This window comes from Paenibacillus sp. FSL R5-0517, from assembly GCF_037974355.1.
In the GTDB taxonomy this organism is placed as follows: Bacteria; Bacillota; Bacilli; order Paenibacillales; family Paenibacillaceae; genus Paenibacillus.
This window is the reverse complement of sequence record NZ_CP150235.1, coordinates 2,991,363-3,011,613: the sequence shown is the minus strand read 5'-3', so window position 1 is coordinate 3,011,613 and position 20,251 is coordinate 2,991,363. Positions and strand designations below refer to the sequence as shown.

Annotated in this window: 18 protein-coding genes; 4 read left to right on the top strand and 14 right to left on the bottom strand. The window is 44.4% G+C overall.

Annotated features, from left to right (window positions below; translation table 11 throughout):
* Window positions 1–5: 5 nt before the first annotated feature.
* Genes MKX40_RS13540 through MKX40_RS13530 form a run of 3 tightly spaced genes read right to left on the bottom strand, consistent with a single transcriptional unit; the run spans window position 6 to window position 3,594 of the window.
* Window positions 6–398 (bottom strand): GtrA family protein, encoded by a 393-nt coding sequence (locus tag MKX40_RS13540; protein WP_339242282.1) that lies wholly within the window; start codon window positions 396–398, stop codon window positions 6–8.
* Entirely contained in the window at window positions 391–1,377 is a 987-nt protein-coding gene (locus tag MKX40_RS13535; RefSeq protein ID WP_339242280.1) for a glycosyltransferase family 2 protein, read from the bottom strand. The genes MKX40_RS13540 and MKX40_RS13535 overlap by 8 nt, the downstream gene beginning before the upstream one ends.
* A gap of 51 nt (window positions 1,378–1,428) precedes the next feature.
* On the bottom strand, window positions 1,429–3,594 hold the full coding sequence (locus MKX40_RS13530; RefSeq protein WP_339243052.1) for a glycosyltransferase family 39 protein: 2,166 nt from the start codon (window positions 3,592–3,594) through the stop codon (window positions 1,429–1,431).
* 225 nt (window positions 3,595–3,819) lie between these two features.
* Here MKX40_RS13530 and MKX40_RS13525 point away from each other — a divergent pair, with 225 nt between their 5' ends.
* On the top strand, window positions 3,820–4,503 hold the full coding sequence (locus tag MKX40_RS13525; RefSeq protein ID WP_339243051.1) for a response regulator transcription factor: 684 nt from the start codon (window positions 3,820–3,822) through the stop codon (window positions 4,501–4,503).
* Window positions 4,503–6,020: an ATP-binding protein gene (locus MKX40_RS13520; RefSeq protein ID WP_339242278.1), complete on the top strand. Its 1,518-nt coding sequence runs from the start codon at window positions 4,503–4,505 to the stop codon at window positions 6,018–6,020. The genes MKX40_RS13525 and MKX40_RS13520 overlap by 1 nt, the downstream gene beginning before the upstream one ends.
* Window positions 6,021–6,201: 181 nt before the next feature.
* Here MKX40_RS13520 and MKX40_RS13515 read toward each other — a convergent pair whose 3' ends face one another.
* Window positions 6,202–6,672 (bottom strand): GNAT family N-acetyltransferase, encoded by a 471-nt coding sequence (locus MKX40_RS13515; RefSeq protein WP_339242277.1) that lies wholly within the window; start codon window positions 6,670–6,672, stop codon window positions 6,202–6,204.
* Window positions 6,673–6,919: 247 nt separating this feature from the next.
* Window positions 6,920–7,630 carry an SDR family NAD(P)-dependent oxidoreductase gene (locus tag MKX40_RS13510; RefSeq protein ID WP_339242275.1) on the bottom strand — a complete coding sequence of 237 codons (711 nt, stop codon included), beginning with the start codon at window positions 7,628–7,630 and terminating at the stop codon, window positions 6,920–6,922.
* A 102-nt stretch (window positions 7,631–7,732) separates the two neighbouring features.
* Between MKX40_RS13510 and MKX40_RS13505 the strand changes: the two genes are divergently transcribed.
* The gene (locus tag MKX40_RS13505; RefSeq protein ID WP_339242273.1) at window positions 7,733–8,092 is read left to right on the top strand and encodes a MerR family transcriptional regulator; all 360 of its coding nucleotides are present in this window, start codon (window positions 7,733–7,735) and stop codon (window positions 8,090–8,092) included.
* A gap of 115 nt (window positions 8,093–8,207) precedes the next feature.
* Here the strand turns inward: MKX40_RS13505 and MKX40_RS13500 are convergent, their stop codons facing one another.
* The 6 genes from MKX40_RS13500 to MKX40_RS13475 form a co-directional block, all read right to left on the bottom strand.
* A complete protein-coding gene (locus tag MKX40_RS13500) occupies window positions 8,208–8,789 on the bottom strand; it encodes a GNAT family N-acetyltransferase (protein ID WP_339242272.1) in 582 nt (193 codons plus the stop codon).
* 35 nt (window positions 8,790–8,824) lie between these two features.
* Entirely contained in the window at window positions 8,825–10,288 is a 1,464-nt protein-coding gene (locus MKX40_RS13495) for a S8 family serine peptidase (protein WP_339242270.1), read from the bottom strand.
* A gap of 130 nt (window positions 10,289–10,418) precedes the next feature.
* Window positions 10,419–10,871 (bottom strand): GNAT family protein, encoded by a 453-nt coding sequence (locus MKX40_RS13490; protein ID WP_339243050.1) that lies wholly within the window; start codon window positions 10,869–10,871, stop codon window positions 10,419–10,421.
* Window positions 10,872–11,048: 177 nt separating this feature from the next.
* Window positions 11,049–11,348, bottom strand: coding sequence for a hypothetical protein (locus tag MKX40_RS13485; RefSeq protein ID WP_307537017.1), 300 nt, complete (start codon window positions 11,346–11,348; stop codon window positions 11,049–11,051).
* Between the two features lie 112 nt (window positions 11,349–11,460).
* Entirely contained in the window at window positions 11,461–13,200 is a 1,740-nt protein-coding gene (locus MKX40_RS13480; protein ID WP_339242266.1) for an ATP-binding cassette domain-containing protein, read from the bottom strand.
* Entirely contained in the window at window positions 13,185–14,042 is an 858-nt protein-coding gene (locus tag MKX40_RS13475; RefSeq protein WP_339242264.1) for an ATP-binding cassette domain-containing protein, read from the bottom strand. The genes MKX40_RS13480 and MKX40_RS13475 overlap by 16 nt, the downstream gene beginning before the upstream one ends.
* 112 nt (window positions 14,043–14,154) lie before the next feature.
* Here MKX40_RS13475 and MKX40_RS13470 point away from each other — a divergent pair, with 112 nt between their 5' ends.
* Complete coding sequence (locus MKX40_RS13470) at window positions 14,155–14,745, top strand: biotin transporter BioY (RefSeq protein WP_339242262.1); 591 nt, start codon at window positions 14,155–14,157, stop codon at window positions 14,743–14,745.
* Window positions 14,746–14,874: 129 nt separating this feature from the next.
* On the opposite strand, the gene abc-f is transcribed toward MKX40_RS13470, so the two are convergent.
* The 3 genes from abc-f to MKX40_RS13455 all read right to left on the bottom strand — a co-directional run bounded on the left by abc-f (window position 14,875) and on the right by MKX40_RS13455 (window position 19,765).
* On the bottom strand, window positions 14,875–16,344 hold the full coding sequence (abc-f, locus tag MKX40_RS13465) for an ABC-F type ribosomal protection protein (protein ID WP_339242260.1): 1,470 nt from the start codon (window positions 16,342–16,344) through the stop codon (window positions 14,875–14,877).
* Window positions 16,345–16,824: 480 nt separating this feature from the next.
* Window positions 16,825–18,717 carry a beta-glucoside-specific PTS transporter subunit IIABC gene (locus MKX40_RS13460; protein ID WP_339242258.1) on the bottom strand — a complete coding sequence of 631 codons (1,893 nt, stop codon included), beginning with the start codon at window positions 18,715–18,717 and terminating at the stop codon, window positions 16,825–16,827.
* 217 nt (window positions 18,718–18,934) lie between these two features.
* Window positions 18,935–19,765, bottom strand: coding sequence for a PRD domain-containing protein (locus MKX40_RS13455; RefSeq protein ID WP_339242256.1), 831 nt, complete (start codon window positions 19,763–19,765; stop codon window positions 18,935–18,937).
* Between the last annotated feature and the right edge of the window lie 486 nt (window positions 19,766–20,251).

The window sequence follows — 20,251 nt, the reverse complement described above, 5'->3', positions numbered from 1 at the left end:
CGCAGCTAAGCTGCTATACGAAACACCCAATATCTACTAGCCATATAGTTCAGGACCATTCCCATTAATGTCGCCAGGATCTTGCTCATCACGAGACTCCAACCCAACACATCGTGCAATGTCATCAGAATGAGGGCGGATAATGCAAGAACGATGAGATTGGTGATTAGAAAACGAATAAGTTTCGCTCTATCGTTACCCCCTCGCATCGCATCTCGAAAAGTCCACCTGCCGTTCAGCCAATAGCTGTTCGCAACACCGCAGCTGTACGAGACTCCTTGAGCAATCAGAATCGGCATACCGACCAGTGCGAGTATAGCAAACACCGCCGCATCCACTGCGGTATTCGCAACACCCACAATACCAAACTTGAAGATTGTTACCAGACGCTTAGTCATGATGAGCGACTCGGGCTGTCAATCGGGATTGCACTTGCTGACTCTCGGCCTGAACCACGTCTCTTACAATGTATAGTGGACGTGCCTTGGTCTCATCATAGATTCGGCCAACATACTCGCCCAGAATGCCCAGCATAATCAGGATGAATCCGTTAAACATCAGCATGATACTCACAATAGATGGCCACCCTTTAATCGTAGAATCCGTAAAGATGGCTGAACCAATAACCGTTAACATGTAGATGAATCCACCTACCGACAGGATCGCACCTACATATCCTGCCAGCTTGAGCGGTTTATGCGAAAATGACGTAATGCCATCCAGGCTCAGCTTCAGCATGCGTTTCAGCGGATATTTCGTTTCACCTGCCAGACGTTCATCCCGTTCATATTCAATAGCCGTCTGACGAAATCCAACCCAACTGACCAACCCGCGCACAAATCGGTTTTTCTCCGGAAGACGTTTCATTTCATCACATACTTTGCGGTCAATGAGGCGGAAGTCTCCGGTGTCTACCGGGATATCCGTATCCGTGGAGGCACGAAGTAGACGATAGAATAGACTTGCCGACCATTTCTTGAAACGAGTTTCCCCGCTTCGTCTGGTGCGACGGGCATATACGACTTCATAACCCTCTTCCCATTTGGCGATCATATCCAGTATCAGTTCGGGAGGGTCCTGCAGATCCGCATCAATAATAACCACGGCATCCCCCGCTGCATAATCCATACCTGCTGTTATCGCAATCTGATGTCCGAAGTTACGAGCAAAATCAATCAGCTTCACACTCTCGTCCCAACGGGCGTAATCACGAATCATCTGTGCACTTCCATCCACGCTGCCATCATTGACAAACAGCAGTTCATAACTCTCTCCTGTGCTGCCCATGACCTTCTTCAGACGCCGATAAGTCTCTTCGATCACCGCTTCCTCGTTATACATGGGAATAATAATGCTGTATCGGTACGCGTGAGCCATGTTCGTCCCCTCCCTTTTCCAATGGACTTCGTTCGAGATTTTCATTACAGTTTATAATTTCACTTCGTACAAGGTCGTCTGTCCGCCGAATCCAAAGCCAGCTCTGTTTCCGGTGTCTCCGTTATCCATAGATCCGCTGTCGGTGCCTGTCTTCCATTCTGACGTTGGAATCTCGGTTCCATGTTCTTTGATCCAATCGGTAATTTCCGAGTTTCCTCCACGGCCACCCATGCCACCAACCATGAAATATTTCACTTGCCCGCTCTTGACGAGTTCCTCAAGTTCCTCTGTGGTGTACACCGGGTCTGATCCGGAGAAACCGCCAAGCGTAATCACTGCTGCCTTCTCATCGATGATATAAGGCGCTGCCTGATTATAGTCCGTAGTGGCGAAGAGATACGTTTCGCCCGTATTGTGCTCTTTCAGATAATTCAATGTGGCTGTATCCACTTCTTCGTTACGGTTACCCATTCCACCTCGGCCACCCGTTGCAGGCATTTCTGTATCTCCTGCACCGTTACCCATCGGCATGCCCATTCCGGCTCCACCAAACATGCTACTGGAACCCGTGGGTCCTGCTGCCGGAATCATACTGTTACCACCATAAGTAATTGGGGTGAATGCCCAATAGATTGGACCAATCAGCATCACCATGAATCCCGCGATAATGAAGCCCTGTTTCCATCGATGTGTGCGATGAAGCATAACGACCAGAATGACCGTAACCAGAATGCCTGCGATTAATTCACTAATCGACCATCCTGCACCAATCGTATCGTTATACACCTGCATGATATACCAGCCGAACAGCGTCGTAAGCAGTACGGACACCGGAAGCAACCACGCCTGCCATCCGGTGCGATCACGATATAACTTCCACATCGCTACAAATCCTGCGCCAGTCAGCGCTGCAATTGGAGGTGCAAGCATAATCAGATAATATTGATGGAAGAACCCTGCCACACTGAAAAAGGCAGCAACCGGCAGCAGCCAGGCCAACCAGAATAAGGCCTCCTTGTGCTTATTGGTTATATTTCTCCGTCTTAACCCTGCAAATATGGCAATGCACCCAAGCAGCACAACTGGCAATAGCCAACTTGCCTGACCTGACAGTTCAGTCTGGAAGAGACGCAAAGGACCTTTCTCCCCCGTACCAAACATGCCTCCCATGCCTCCGCCACCATTACCGCCAGAATTTCTTCCGTTTGGCATTTCCATATCATTTGGCATCTGTCCGTTCGGGAAATTGCCATTCAGCCCATTCATGCCGCCCATGGCGTTCCTGCCGTTTGAAGCATTTGAATTATCGGTATCCGGTGCATTGGCATCTCGTCCAGCGCCAGGAACACCACTATCCGTCTGATTAGGAACTGAAGACATGTCCCCTCGATTGCCACGATTATTTCCCTGTCCGATCCCATTTGGCATACCAGCGTTACCTGAAGTATTCTGCTGACCCGTTAGACGAGCCAGGCCGTTGTATCCAAATGCCAGTTCCATGACCGAGTTCGTTTCACTGCTGCCGATATAAGGACGCTCTTCTTCGGGTATGGAATCCACAGTGACGGCCCAGGATAAGGAAACGACCGACAGAACCGCTGTACTGCCGATCATCAGAATGATCTTCCTTCTCCATTTCGCCTGAAATGCGAACAAATAGAACAAATAAAAAGCTGGCAGAATCATGTAGGCTTGAAGCATTTTCATATTAAAGGCTACGCCTATTAACCCAAAGGCAACGAGAATGCGCCAAGCACTGCCTTGTTTGCTGCCTTTGAACAAAAACCATGAACCCAGCAGTAGTGTAAACACCAGCATGCTGTCAATATTGTTGGTCCGGCTGACTGCCGCCACGACAGGCACAGTTGCCATTGCAAGCGCCGAGATCCGTGCTGCTGCAAGACCGTATGTAGGTTTCACCATGAAATAGATCAGGAGCACCGAACCGGTTCCCGCTAATACCTGTGGCAAAATAACACTCCATCCGTGCAATCCAAAGACATAGGCAAAAGCTGTCTGAATCCAGAAGACCACAGGTGGTTTATCTACAGTGACGGAGCCTGCCGAGTCTAGTGAAGCATAGAAAAAGTTGTGGAAGTTGCTGAGCATACTACCAACGGCAGTCGTATAGTAGGAATTGGCATATTGGTCGTTCCAGATACCGTATCCATTCAGAAACGCCGCCAGTAATACAATTGGCAGAAGGACAAAATCCATCCTTCTTTTGGTGTTATTCAATGTTAATCACTCCTTCAAAGTTCTTCATGTCTACTATTCTGACATGCCAAAATAAAACTGGGATGAGTGTCCGCTGAATGTTGTCTGAGGATAATTCATAATCCTTTCAGCTAAATTTCAGTTTGGCAAGCGATAATACAACATATAGTCCCTATCACTTGAGGGAGAATTAAGATGGAAGCAAGCAAGGAGGAACCCCGCATTATGAAGCTTAGCAGCGGAATTAAAATACTATTGGCTGATGATGAACCACATATTTTGCAATTTCTGGAGCTTGGATTAAGCAATGAAGGCTTCGATGTGCGTACGGCACCGGATGGAGCGACTGCGCTTGAGTTGGCACTTGAATTCAGGCCACATATGGCTATTCTGGATGTCATGATGCCAGAGATGGATGGATTCGAAGTGGTCGAGCGTCTTCGTAAGACCGGAGCTCAGGTTGGTGTTATTATGCTGACAGCGAAGGACGAAGTCGAGAATCGGGTTAAGGGCCTTTGGCTGGGGGCTGATGATTATATGATCAAACCCTTTGCCTTCGACGAGCTGCTCGCTCGAATTCAGGCCAGACTGCGCAATCAATTTCCTTTATTAATAGGAGCTGTCACCCACGGTCCCTTCCGAATTGATGATCAGCGCAAAGAAATCACCTATCAGAATCAGGTCCTGGAGCTATCTCCTACCGAATACGAACTGTTAAAATTTATTGTGCTTAATCATGGGATCGTACTTAGCAAAGCAACCATTTTGAGCCGGGTATGGGGGTATGATTTTGGCGGAGAAGAAAATATTGTGGAGGTATATGTTCGCTCCTTGCGTGACAAACTCGGGGACAAAGAGCATAAACTCATACGCACGCTTCGGGGTGTCGGGTACAGGGTGGACCTCTGATGAACTCACTGCCTAAGAAAAATAAACTTCGTTTAAGACGTCTTCACCAATGGATCTGGCCCCGTTCACTGCGTTCTCAATTGCTCTCACGTTCTCTGTTCGTGCTTGCTGGGTTGCTATTGTTAATCGGTATCCTGCAATTCTGGATCATGGAAAGCTTTCTGTATCGAAATCAGGCAAAAACCATGCAAGAACAGCTCATGTCCATGCCCCCGGTTTGGCTTGGAATCCAGTCACGTAGTGGCTCTTCCAACAATCCTTTTGGAGGACAGGCAGGTAACGGATCTGGCAATCGGGTGCTATTTATTCCGGACCGGTCACTGGCGTTGTTTGATAATCAAGGTACATTTGAGGATGTTTTTGGGGAAGACGGTCTGAAAGCTCCTCATCTATCAAGCGTTGAATATCAAGACATTACAGTGGATTTGAAAGAACAAAAACATATTCCCTATCGGATCGTAACGGATAGTCAAGGGAATGAGCAATTGATTGTATTCGCCTCACCAGGTCCACGCAATCGGGGCTTACCCATGGTCCAGATGGGCACAGCTACAAAGCCACTGAAAGACTTGATTATTAAACAGCTTCTGATCTTTCTGATGTTATCACTGTTGGCCATGGTAGCCGGTCTTATTCTATACACTAAGGTATTACGCCGGACATTGATTCCCCTGTCCAACATGGTTAATAAAGTTCAGCAGATCGATGCAGGCAGCCTTGCAGAACGCCTTCCCGTCGTTCAGGGACAAGAGGAAGTGGATCAGCTCGCCGTTTCATTTAATGGGATGCTTGAAAGGTTGGAGAACTCGTTTGAAGCGGAGCGGGAATCGAAAGAGCAGATGCAGCGTTTCTTGTCCGATGCTTCCCATGAGCTTCGTACCCCGCTTACCTCCATTCACGGCTTCATTGAAGTTCTACAGCGGGGAGCAGCGACCAATCAGGATCAATTGTATAAAGCACTGGACAGCATGCACGGCGAATCGGTACGAATTAACAAGCTCGTTGAAGATTTACTGCTCCTGACCAAGTTGGACCAGGCTCCGAAGCAGGAGCGTGAGGTCATTCAGTTGGACAGTCTGTTGCTCGAAATGCAACCCCAACTTGCGATGATGGCTCAGCTGAGGTCCATTCATCTGGACTTGACGGCTGCGGTCCATATACTGGCTGACCCTTATAAGCTGAAGCAGGTTGTGCTGAATCTGTTCCATAATGCGGTGCAGCACACCGATCCAGAGCATGGAGCCATCTCCATTACGTTGTATGCCACGCACCATAAGGCTGAATTGTCAGTAAAGGATAACGGTACAGGTATTGAACCTGCACATCTACCCCATATCTTTGAGCGATTTTACCGCACAAGCAGTTCTCGTTCGCGCAAACAAGGTGGTGCAGGTCTCGGTCTAGCCATTACCCGCTCAATTGTGGAGTCGTATGGTGGGAAAATTACAGTACGAAGTCAGGTAGGCGTGGGAACTGAATTTATGATTTTGATGCCGCTATATAAGACTGATGTCTGAATTGAGGTAGACTCCGGCTTTTCATTGCCATGAAGAATCCCCCATCATTTCAATTAAGAAACGAATGGGGGATTCTTTTTTGTATCTGTTTGATAGAGTGAAGAGTAGTAGTCCAATTGGTTTGAGGCTTCCGGGCTTACAAGCTTAGGAATCTGAAGCCCCTTATTCAAGGATTTACGGCCTATAAATGCTTCTCATAAAATACCATTGTCATTTTGTCGTTAATTGCTTTTGTTGCACCTGTTTTTTTATAACCTATCTTTTCATACAAATAACAGTTTCCCTTCTCTTGCAAGATGGTACCTAGTTTCCATGATTTTGCATCATCATATATCTGCTCAACTATTGTAAAGACTTTTTGAGCAATTCCTTTTCCTTGATGTTCTGGCAGTATAAAAATTGGGCTAACACTGTAGACTTGATTTTCTTTTTTCACGACTCTTATTCCACCAACAGCAATTTCAAGATGACGAATTATGAAATAATCTGTAAAAGATTGATTGATTTGAGTAATAACTCTTTCTACGGTTTCATTAGCAGGGCTTGTTTCAAAATCCTGATATTTTTCCAACAAAGGCATAAATGATTTAACTTTCATCTCATGAATAGTCACTGCATCTGTTAAACATGCTTTATCTAATGAAACCCCCATTAAATATATACCTCCGATTGATACACTTGTTAGAAATATGATTTTTCAGTACATGCTCTCTTAAACTGGTACAAGAAAGATGTTCGTCTACGTTTATGTTTGTTTCATATACAACTAATAAATTAGAACTAACAAACACATTTTTCTTATTCGACGTTATATTCTCATATTCCTTGCTATCCAAGAGACAAAATCAGTCAGAATGAACTCAAAATTTTTTAGCCCCTCATACCCATTATCTTATGGATTACCAAGGGTATACGCCATCCTCATCAAGGAACTCCCCATTATGGCGTTTACCATCTGTCGCATAACGCACGATAATCGCAGCGCCGGCTTCTTTTGATTTACCGCCTTCGGCATTGCCGTTAAGATCTGTTGAAGTGAATCCGGGCGTGACTGCAAAGACTTGAGCCTTGCTGTTTTTGACTTCATAGGCCATGGAAAGAGTCATGGCACTGTTGGCCGTTTTGGATGAGTTATAGTCGAAGGCATTTAAAGTGAATTCCGCATTTTGCATATGGTCCAGAGATGCCATGTCGGTCGAAACATTAATGATTGTGCCTTCATTATCTTTGATTAACGGGAACAAACGCTGATTCAAACGGAACGTGCCGAAAAAGTTCACTTCGAAGGCGTTCCGCAGGTCTTCCTCTTTCGTATCCGTGAAGGAATGAGAGAATGCACCAGGCATACCTGCATTATTGATCAGAAGGTTTATTGAGGGATACTTCTTATAGATCGTATCAGCTGCCAGTTCGATACTCTTCATGTCGATCATGTCGATCTGCACAAATTCTACATCCAATCCCCTGGAAGTTAACTCCGAAACAGCTGCTTCCCCCCGTTCGACACTCCTTGCGCCAAGGATAACTTTCCAACCAGCTTCACCCAACTGTTTTACAATTTCATATCCAATTCCTTTATTTGCTCCGGTTACAAAAACAGTCTTTTTCATGTGAATCCTTCTTTCCGTCATTAGATTTTTATTTAACAATGTATAAGTTACTATGCTACACTTAGTGCAGGTCAAATTTTTTTTATAAAAAGGTGGATTCACATGTTAACGATTGGAGAAGTAGCCAAAAAAGTTGATATCTCGATTGGAGCGATCCGCTTTTATGAAAGAAAGGGACTGCTGAAACCCGCTGCACGAAATGAGCAGAATAACCGCCTTTATTTGGAGGATGATCTGAACTGGCTGGTTTTTATCAAATGCCTTCGTGAAACGGGGATGAGTGTGGAAGACATCAAAAAGTATTATGATCAGGTCAATGAAGGAACCTCCACGTTGAAAGAAAGAACCAGGCTAATTGAGGATCAAAAGCAAAAGTTGCTGAATGATATCGAGGAAAAAAAAGCGCAGCTTGTTCATTTGGATCACAAACTGGAACGCTATTATCGCGGAGAAAATTTTTAAAATAAGCCTTGTCCTATAAATTAAATGAAAGAAAAAGATCAGGCAGCCAGCAATAACTGTCTAGCCTGATCCAAAATGTTAATGTTATAACGATTCTACATGGGACTATGTTCTATCAAAAATGACCTTCATGCTTACACAGTTGATAATGGTGATAAGGTTCATTCTCGATCTCGATCAAATTTAACCTTTCAAAATTACATTTCTGTATCACCTTATTGGATGCTTGATTGGTAATCAAAGCGATGGCATTTAATATTTCAACGTTGGTATGTTCAAACAAATACTGTGTCATCCCTTTTACTGCCTGCGTTGTATAGCCACGATTCCTGAAGTGTTTCGAAATACCGTACATAATCTCCCGATTGGGTGCTGGCAGTTCGTCCTTGGTCCCTGAGCAGCACCATCCTATGAACTCATCATTCTCTTTCAGTACGATAGCCATACGTAAGTATAAATCTCCAATATCCCCTCCCGCCAATGCTGCTTGTTTAAAACGCTGATTCTCAGGGATTTCATATTCGGTGAGCCACAGGGTCCTGTTTTCAATCGTAGCGTTCCATCCGGGTAACATTTCATACACCTCAGGTTGCCACGTAATTTCTTGCAGTTTCTCTAAGTCCTCAAGTCGATACTCGCGCAAATAAATATCCTTGCAATCAATGATTAATTCATCACTTGAAATGGTTTGTTTCATAAGGTTCCCTCCACATACTGATTTACGTTACTTCATTATAGAAATAGAGTCGTGAACCATTGCCTTAAAGGCAATGCCTTGATATGTATAGCGTCAGGATCTTGGTTTTTTTCCAGTTGGGGAAAACACTCTGGATATTGAGCCAAATATTCGCTAACACACCATCGAACCGACCAGTTAATATCTGTTGACCAATTTATCCATTTATGTATTTCCTCCTTTGGAGCATTTTGCAATAATCCATGCATATACCATCCACGCACTCCCCCTTCTGTTTCATTCATTAAATACATCCAATACAACTTTCGCTCTCGTTCGTTCATCGGTTGGCCGAGGGTCGATACTGCAATTTTACGAACAATAGCGGATGAATCCTTAGTGAAGCTCCACAACTCTTCACGTGATAATCCTCCCCTCTCCACTAAAACTGTTAAAGAGAGCGCTCTTTCGATATCATCCATTGAATGAATTGTGTTATAGGGATTTTGATTTTTTATACTTACCATGGGTAAAGTTTTTGTTATGTAGCTTGGCTTATCTGCCCTGTCCATATAACGAATTGTATTCTCAACGTTAATTCGAGGAGCCAGGTTATCATCACCCTCCAGTGGTTCTCCATGCTCGACTAATAAGTGTCTTAGCATCTCAGAACTTAAAGTCGGAAATCGGGAGAATAGATGAGCCGCAACACCAGCAACAAGGGCAGCCGCTCCAGATGTGCCCCCATAAAAAGATACACGCCGAGTAGATTCTTCAATTTCACAAAAGGGGATCGTAAGGTCTAGTCTGGGTGCTAATATATCTGGTCTAAAATGACCATCTCCATTTCTGCCATAAGGTTCATCAGGGAAAGGAACGTGTAATGAACGATCAGCCTTTCCACGATCCACGTAGCCCCCTACTGCTAAATACTGTATTGGAGGCATGATGTTATTTAAACGTGTATTCCCATTCGAACAAATAACCAAAATGCCCTGTTGCACAGCTGTCGCCAATGCTTTAACCGTTGAGTTTTCACTCGTATTTTTAAGATAAACTTCATTATCTAATGCCTGCCAACCAGTGCTTAAAATAATTTTTATATTCCATTCGAGCCCATGTTCAAGAATCCATTCCATTCCTTTTTTCAGACGTTCTCCTTCTCCAGTTGTAAATGCCCCATGATCTAAAACGATAAATGTTGCTGCTGGTGCAATCCCGACATGAATCTGTCCCTCTAATAGAATAGGTTCATGAGCCAAAGCTAATACACTCATAAGGCCATGCTCGCCTTTCCGATTATCCTCCTCCCTGTTCATAGATGAAATGTCTCGCATAGTGACAGTCATATTTTCATGTACGGTAACACATTTAATTCGTGTATTTAAGTGATGTACGAGATGATGCGGTTTAATTGAATCGATAATTACAATCCCCACACCCAGACCAGAAGTATGAAAATCAGGCTGTTCAGCAAAACCTAACCTTTTCCATGTCGGATCGGGTATCGCTTTATCCACACGATCATCTCAGATTTTGATATCATTAGAATATACTCTCACCTTTAGCTTAATGTACATTACCATTTATCCAATGATCATTGGCAGACTTTAAGCACCTAGTGATCTTATATATGCTGGAATCAAACAATCAAACAAGCCCCTCTTTTTCCACAAACTCGTCTTTGGTTAATCCAAAGAGAATTAGATCCTGGTATTTTCCATCCGTATAGATCACTTGGCGACGCACACCTTCCTGAATACATCCAAGTTTTCTCATCATGGCTGCAGAAGGTTCATTTCCTTCGAGTACAGAGTCATTGAATTTGTTGAGCCTGCGCTCGAAGAAGGCATAGTTCAGCAAAATGCGAACAGCTCTGGTTCCGTATCCTTTTCCTCGATGATCCCTGTCAATTTGAATGCCAATGCTAAAGGTACCGTTTCTCTCATCAATGCTGTTCAGGTTCACACCTCCGACATTCTCACCATCCATATTTACAATGGTAAACATGATCCGTCCTTTGGTTAAAGAAAAATCAGAGAAGTTTTCCGTGAAATTCTTAGCCTCACCATGAGTTGGAGGTAATTCTACTGCACACTCCAATAACCGCCCATTCCGAATCCTCCGCCTATTCAACCAAATTTTTACTCCGAGCTACAAATATAATAACCCATAATGTGGAATTGGAGGAGATTTGTTTTTATTGAGCACAAACGAAAATAGCCCCCGAACAAGATAAAACCTGTCGGAGGCTGCGCTCTATTTTATATCCATATCACATTACGATTCTTCCGTGTATTGAGGTTTGGACACATTATCCGGAACCGTTTCGTCAAAAACATCCTGACCCGGATAATCCCGTACTTCTCCCTCGTGAAGCTCATGATTCTCATAATCAAAACGATGTGCAGACCTCTGATCCGCCCGCCACGGAGAACTTTTCCCAAGAGACTCGGATAACAGAGATGAACCGTAAGGACCCTCCGGGAATTCTTCGAGTGTGATATCGTTTCGCTGCGACTCCACCGTAGACACATCGGTATATTCTTGTCGTTCTTCACGCAAAAACTTATCTTTCATCGTTTATCCCTCCTGATCCACTTCCAGATGATTCACGCACACTTATTGTGAGCAAGGTCGACCGTACTTATGCATGAACAATGGAAAACACTGCGTTAATAATTCTAATTCATCACAATTGGCCAATCCATACTAATAGTACAAAACCAATGAGGCCTGCCATGCTAATCCAGGTATCACGCTTGGACCACACCAATAACGAAGAGCGCGTTCCAAGCATAGAGTGCTCTCTAACTTTACGCATTTCCATCGCAATCGTCATATCCTCTGCACGTTGGAACAGTGCCATTAACAAGGGAATTACCATCGGACCCAAATCACGAATCCGTACGGTATTTGGTCTTAAAGCGACCTTTCCACGTGCCCGTACAATCAGTGAGAATCGCTGCCATTCACTCCAGATCATCGGGATAAATCGAAAGATTAACGATACAGCAAGAGCAAACGAGGCTACGGGCAGTCTGATCTTTTTACCGATACCGAGTACCCAATTCAGTCCTTCTACCATTCGCCCATATGGTGTCGTTAGTGAAAACCATAAACTTGCCAACGTGACAATAAACAAACGATACACATTCAGCAAAGTGCCCTCTGCCTGCATCAGGGAAAAGCCAAAGTGCAGACCTCCTCCCTCTGTTGAAAGGGTTGTCCCCGATAGCGCTGTCGATATGATGAAAAAGAATAACAATGGCTTCATTAACTTCATACATCCAGCCAAAGTCTGACGCGGGAGCCCGACAAGTGCTGTCACTACCGGCACCAGTGTTAATGTCAATCCCAGCCATCGATGTTGAAGCATCGCGGCGGTGACCAGCAAAATATATAAAATCCATTTCAAACGCGGGTCCATAACACCATATAATCCGCCTGAAGGAGTCCATGTGTTCGGAAGAAGCTTCGGATCGTGCACTTTCATGTTCTCCGTTGTCTCTCTCTCTGCCAGGTTAGTCGCTGGTCCGGATGCCACTTTCCCTTCGTTCTGAACGCCCACCTCAACGAACGTAGACTGAATAATACTTTCAGCCATCTCTTCTGGTGTCATCGCGATAGAAGGTAGATCAAGACCCGCAGCCCTCATCTGCTGTGCTAGTCGCATCGAAGGTGGCAGTCCGATCCCTGTCTGCTCCAGCAATTCAGGCCTATCGTGAAGTTCTCGCGGCGTAAGATCGGCGATTAGGCGACCTTCCTGCAATAACAATACCCGATCCGCACAAGGCAAGAATGTATCCAAATCATGTGTTGCTACCACGCCCCCACCACCTGCCTGACGATGTTGCTCCAATGCATCCAGCAAAAGCACGACACTTTGCGCTTCCAAACCAGCGCTCGGCTCATCCAGCAGAAGCCAATGTGGGTTGGTCACCATTCCGAGAGCAAGACCTAGTCTGCGCTTCTCTCCCCCACTTAGGGCAAATGGCGACCTGTCCAGATGAAAACGTCGTTCCAACTCCAGGGATACCGGCGGATCCCACTGATTCAGAGCTTTTGTGATCTGCTCTTGTTGTTGTTTCTCTGAATATCGATAGGAACGCAGAGAATATGCGAATTCACGCTGAATACTTCTGGCAAACAGTTGTTGTTCCGGAAATTGAAACAATAGTCCCATTTGCAATAAAATGGACTTCGGCACTTTTCCTTCTTTCCAGAAAGGTGTACCATCCAATGTGATACTGCCTGCATCGGGAGGTCTCAGACCAGCCAACGTCTGTAGTAAAGTCGTTTTTCCTGAACCCGTACAGCCCAACAGCAACGTGATTTCCCCACTGTTCAACTGAATATTTATATCTTCAAGCAGTGCACGCTTGCTCGATTCCGATGCTTCTATACGTATATTGGTTAATTCGATCTCCAACGTGCGACCTCCTTAGCCAATTGTTCAGGCCTCAGTGGCATGGCTTCTGGCCTGATGCCTTTTTTGTGCTTGAGCAATAACGCAGTCTTCACAGTGAACGGAGGATCCAACCCTAATCTTTCACAGGGAGATAGCTGCTCTTTATTCAAAATAGCCTTCTCAGTCATCTCTTTTTCATAGAAAAAGGACTCGGGCTTTCCATCGTACACACAACGCCCTCGGTCCATAGCAATAATCCGATCACACAAGGTCGCTTCTTCCAGATGATGCGTAATCCAGATTACCGTTGTCCCCCGCTGGGTGATCTTCTGAGCTATGGTCTCAATACGGTCTCTTGCTCCGGGATCAAGCATGGCTGTTGGTTCATCCAGAATCAATACATCCGGTCTGGACACGAGCGCTACAGCAATGTTGAGCAGTTGTTTCTGTCCACCCGATAACTGTGAGATGGCCATATCCGGTGCATATTGAAGTCCTACGGTATGTAATACGTCCTGCCTGAGCTCCAATTGTTCTTCTACAGTAATCATTAATGGTGACAATGCATAATGGAATTCCTCTTCAATCGTGTCCCCCAATACCTGGGTATCCGGTTGCTGCAATACACCTCGGACGGTTAGTGCCTCCGGGATAATCCGTACCCCTCCCGATAATGGAATGAATCCAATGAGTAGCCCGGCGAGCGTACTTTTCCCACTGCCATTCGCCCCTACAATACTAATCCATTCTCCTTGATGCAGCGTAAGCGAGATACCGTCCAGCGCTTTCCTTACTTGACCATCCTCGGAAGCATAATGCACTCGGATATCTTCTAATGTAATTATGGGCAGGTTGCCTTGCATCGTAAATTAGTCCTTTCCCTTTCTATTTTTATGTGGTACGATCCTAATCGTCAACCACATTTATATAATTGGTTAACAATCATATTACCAAAATGGAGAGGATTGTTCAAACATGAAATTATCTTTGCGAGGCATTGTATTCAGCGCCCTTATGGCCGCAATATTAGTACTTTTTGGTTACATAAGCATTCCTATTGGCTTTTCCCCAGTACCCATAACATTACAAACCTTGGCTGTTATGCTGGCCGGAGGGTTACTTGGTCCGTTGTATGGGTTCTTAAGTATTGCTCTCGTTGTTGTGCTGACAGCACTAGGCTTCCCACTTCTACATGGAACTGGTGGTCTTGCTGTTCTCTTAGGTCCGACCGGGGGATATGTTGTAATCTGGCCCTTTTCCGCACTCCTGATCGGTTTGTTCCTCTCCAAAGTGAGAATCCAAGGGTTTAAAGGTTTTATTTTTGCGTTTATCATCATTGAATTATTTGGTTCACTATTAAATTATGTCTCAGGCGTTCCCTGGCTGGCTTATGCATACAAAATGTCCTTGCCCGAGGCCATGATTCAAGGATTCTATCCTTACATTATTGGTGATCTGATCAAAGCGGTATTTGCCACGATCATCATCGCACCCGTACGCATGGTATTTCCACCTCAACGTCTTACAGGTAACATGCATTCAACGGTTGTAAAAATCGATTCTTAATGAATCTACATATCCTATTGAATCACGAGCATCCATATTCTAAAACAAAAACAGCCAAAATCTCTTTGGCTGTTTTTGTTGGTTGTTCTGTCATGGAAGTGTCCAGTGTAAATATTTTTTTAGTTCAACTTATATATTCACCCGAATTAATTGACGCTCCGCAATCTGAAATTGTTGATCCGCTGTATTTTCAACAAACCTCTGGTCATGAGATACATAGAGAATCGTTCCTTCATACGCCTTGATAAAACGCTCCAACGCTTCCAAGGCATGCATATCAAGAAAATTCGTCGGCTCATCCAACAATAGAATGTTATATTGCCCAAGAAACAAATAACATAATTGAAGACGAATCGCTTCTCCTCCACTTAATGTTCCCACATTCTTGAGCAAGTCATTCCCTGTAAACTGCATCGCGTGCAACGCACTTCTAAGCTCTGATTCCTCATATTCCGAACGATTTTTCAGAAATTGTAATACAGTATCTTTCATCGTGAAACGATAGCTCATTTGCTGAAAATAACCGATCTTTGCTTTTGGAGACATCGTGATTCCATCTCCAGCACGGAAAACATGGTTAAGCAATGTGCTTTTCCCGCTGCCATTGGTTCCGGTTATCGCTATTTTTTGTTTTAACGGAATTTGAAAACTTGCATCCTCCAATAATATGTTTCCACCCACTTCAAGTGTAAGGCGATCTGCCATAATTGGAAATCGGTTGTGTAACTCCAATGTCTTCGGCTGACGGAAGATAATCGGTCGATCCTCCTGCACCGCACTCACCTCTTGAAGTTGTTGCATGCGTTGTTGAATCGCTTTAGCAGCACGATGCACTGCTTTTTGACTGGTACCTTTGGATTTGGTCTCAAACATGCGGTTTGCTTTTGCCTTGGATTCTTTTTTGGACATGTTTCCAGCCTGCGTTATTTTCTCGGCTTTCTTCATCTTTTCCTGGGCGGCCAGCTCCAATCTTCTTTTCTCTTTGGAGAATTGTTCATGGGCCAGGTGTTGCTGTTCACGCTCCAGCCTCTTCTGTTCCTGATAATCACTATAGTTACCGGTATATACGTGGACTTCTCCCTGATGAATTTCCCAGATCGTGGTCACCAGTTCATCCAGAACCGCACGGTCATGACTGATCAGCACGATTGCCCCATAGTAATACCGCAATTCATCCAGTAAAAATGTAATGCCCTCTTGGTCCAGATGGGTTGTGGGTTCATCCAGTAATAATACTTCATGGTAATGAGTGAACAATTGAGCCAGTTTCAAACGGGTCTGTTCTCCGCCACTCCATGATTTATCATGTTGAGGAATCGCCAATTTGCTGAGTAAAGCCCCGTCAACCTCCAGATTTTCGTTTGGCTGGGGTGGTTCTACTTGTTCCATGTAACCAAACTCTGCGTAACGTTTTACCTTTCCGGCTGTTGGCTGGATCTGTCCCGCAATGAGTTTCAATAATGTACTTTTACCCTGACCATTACCACCCACTACACCGATGCGATCCAGTTGATGCACGGCCAGTCGCTCAATGTTCAGAACTGCTTTATCCATATAGGTCATTTCAACCTGCACTAATTCAAAACATATCTTTTCCATATTCGCTACCTCCGAAATAAGAATTATTTCGTATCGATAGCGAAGAACACTTCTATCGATACGAGCTTATCGTGCCAGCTCGTATCAATAGAATAGTAATGTCATCATAGCGGTGTACCTCCTGAGGTCTCTATTGAGCATCATATCGGCTCAGACTCGTGATAAGTAAACCAAAAAATCACAGACCAAAGGCCTGTGATCCAATGTAAACGAGAATACAAGTTAAACCATGTATATAAGGTCAGGATAATTGAAAATGACAGACTGATCCCGTTTACTCTGAACTAACGGTCAGAGCCTTTGAACGTATTCAATTACCGATTCAAAGGAAAGAAACGCAGTCTCATCGCATTCGTCATGTTCAATAATCCACCTTTCATTATCAGGTAATAGATGTACAATTCCAATTATAAATTTCCAATTCCACCCTGTCAACGGAACCATGAAAACCTAAAACACTGATTTTGCATCTAATCTACTTTATTCCTCTCCCTTTCCACTGTTCAACTTCAATAGAAGTAGAAGGTCCTGGGTATCAACCTGACCTGTTGCCTGCAGAATAACTTCCTCATAGTTGGCGGAATTCGTTACGATAATAGGTGTCACCGTATGATAACCAGCCGCCTTAATCTGCGCAATATCGAATTCTAGCAGCAGGTCTCCCGCTTGAACCCGATCCCCTTCTTTGATATGGGAGACAAAATGCTGTCCGTCCAGCTTGACCGTATCTACACCTACATGAACCAATATTTCTGCACCGGTGTCAGATACTACAGCCAAGGCATGTTTTTTCTTGAATGCAACAGTAACTGTACCGTCGAATGGCGCTACCACTCTGCCCACAGCTGGCTCAATCGCAATCCCTTTACCCATTGCTCCCGAGGCAAATGCCGGATCTGGAACTTCCGATAATTCCACAATCGTTCCCTGAATTGGACTAAATACTTCTTCGTCTGAAGCATTCATTGTACGGACAGGTTGCTGAGCAGATGACGTAGAATCGGACTTTGTTTCTTCTTCTTCAACCGGATCTTTGAAGCCCATGATGTACGTCAGTACAGCCGAAACCACAAAGGATACTACGATACCCAAAATCAATCCTGGGAAGCCTTGCCCACCTGGTCCGTAGAAGATTGGCAAAGTCAGCAATCCCGGTGCACCAGACGCGAATGCCAAAGTGCCCGCTTGACCAATGATCGCTCCACCAACCGCACCACCGATTACTCCAGCAATGAACGGACGTTTCAGTGGTAATGTTACCCCATAGATAGCCGGTTCAGTGATACCGAATAATGCGGTCAATGTGGATGATCCAGCCAGCGTTTTCAGTTTTTTGTTCTTGGTTTTCAGCATAACCCCAAAAGCCGCGCCCGTTTGAGCAAAGATCGAAGCTGTCGCAGCCGGTTTAACGCCATCCTGTCCATACACTGCAACGTTGTTGATAAATACCGGAATAAGACCCCAGTGTATTCCGAAGATAACGAGCAACTGCCAGCTTGCACCCATAACGGCTCCCGCAAGCAATGGACTGAATCCAAATGCAGCAACGAGTCCGGCTGCAATTGCATTACCAACGTATACACCAAATGGTCCGAATACCAACAGTGTCAGAGGTACCATAATCACTAGCAAAAATAACGGTGTAACAAAGTTTTTCACACTATCGTGAAGTGTCTTATTAAAGAACTTCTCCAACTTGCTCATGACAATGACAGCTAAAATGATAGGAATAACCGTAGATGAATAGTTCATCAGAATGACAGGGATACCGAAGAAATCCGTTGGTGTTCCCTCTGCTTTCAACGTGACGATGGATGGATAGATCAGTGCTCCCGCAATCGTCATCGCTACAAACATATTACCCTGGAATTTACGCGCTGTTGTAACCGCTAACAACAGAGGCAGGAAGTAGAAGAGACTATCTGCTGCTGCATACAGGATCGTATAAGTTGTTTCTGTCGTTTCCAGCCATCCGATATTACTTGCAATCAACAATAACCCTTTTAGAATACCGGCTCCCGCCATAACTCCCAGAAGTGGAGCAAAGATGCTGGAAATGATATCAATGATACCGCCAATCCCCTTGGCTTTTTTGCCCGGTTTTTCTTTGTTCGACGAATCATCCAGAATGTTGCTGATCTGTCCAATGGCATTATAGACTTCAGGCACCTTGTTACCAACAACAACCTGAAACTGTCCTCCATTTTCTTTGACTGCGATGATACCTTCTGTTTTCTCCAGCTTGGCCTTGTCTGCCTTGGCGTCGTCCTTCAATACAAACCGTAACCGTGTTGCACAATGAACAAGCGACTCCACATTTTTCTCACCGCCGACGAGTTCTACGATCTCTTTGGCCAGTTTCTCTTGACTCATAATCTGCACCCCCACTTTTTCTCAAACAGGCCCTTTACCGATTTTTTTGCACACAAAAAACCTAAGCCTTGAGTAAGGGGACACTGACACAATGGTCCTGACCTTCTCATGACTTAGGTTTTGCCTGCATAACCAGTAACAATCCCAGTTAAATCGTATTCAATTCCTGTTAATCACATATTATTATAATTAAACCATTTTTGTCAACATTTAAATATTATCGATTAACCACTCGTTCGATATGAACTGTCAGATACAACTTTTCTTCATTGGTCAGCTCATGGTTGTACTCTTTTTTGACAAACAACTCAATCTTCTCCGCACACGCTGCGGCATCAGGATGCTTCTCCTTAATCATGTCATAGAAATGATCATAGTTGTTGTCGTAATGCGTACCACTGAGCACTCGCTGAGAGAAAAACTTCAAATGTGTAATAAAGCGAAAATAACTGAGAGAATCCTCATCAAATTCCATTTTGAAATGATATTTCGCTATATTAATAATTTGCTGAATAAACTTCGTAATGTTCATCGTTGTAATGACTTCTTCGTTCATCTCTGCGTTGACAATATGAAGGGCAATAAACGCGGCTTCATCTGGTGGAAGTTCAATATTCATGCGAGTGTTGATCTGTTCCAGTGTCTTCAGACCCAGCTCGAATTCAGGCTTGTACAACTGCTTGATCTCCCACATTAATGCGTTCTTGATCTCCACGCCTTCCCGATAACGTTCGATGGCGAAGTTAATATGGTCCGTAAGGGACACATAGATGTTCTCATTGAGCTTTCGGCCGAGATTCTCACGCGCATACGTGATGATCTCTTCCACAATTTCAATCAGTTCCATCGGAACTTCACGCAGCAGCATTTTGAAATTATCGGATGTCTGTTTGTTTTTCAATGCAAATACTTTTTGGATGCGGGTCTCGTCTACTTTATCCCCCGGCTTTTTCTTAAAGGCAATCCCACGTCCCATCACCACAAGCTCTGCTCCATCCGCCTGATAGATGCTAATGACGTTATTGTTGATAACCTTTGCTATTTTCACTTCAATCCCCCCGTCACGTTCCACTCTCTTGGCAGTTATACATCGTCTTTTGGGCATACAAAAAAAACCTGAAGCATCACAAAATAAACAAGACATGGTGGTCTGCTTTTTTGGTGCTTAGGTTTTGCCTACTTCGAGTAGTAACAATCCCAGAAACGATATAATTGCGTCAAGTATAGCGCGAACCTGACTATATGTCAACGCTTTCAATGTGGGAACAAACGGAAGTTCCGTGGTTATATCAATTGAACTAGAGAATATTTACACTAGCTACTCCGATGACAGAACAACCTTCCGATCGCTGTTACCCCCTGATTTTTTTGATTCACTTGCTAAAGGGAAAATCCGGGGATAAAGCGAGTTGATACTCACGAAGTGGCTTTCCATTGAAAGCTTTTAGCTTCGCTTCTCCAGCTTTTTTCTGTCCTCTCCGTTTTGTGTAAATGTTTAGTTCAATTGATATAGATGAAACTTCCGATGTTTTAT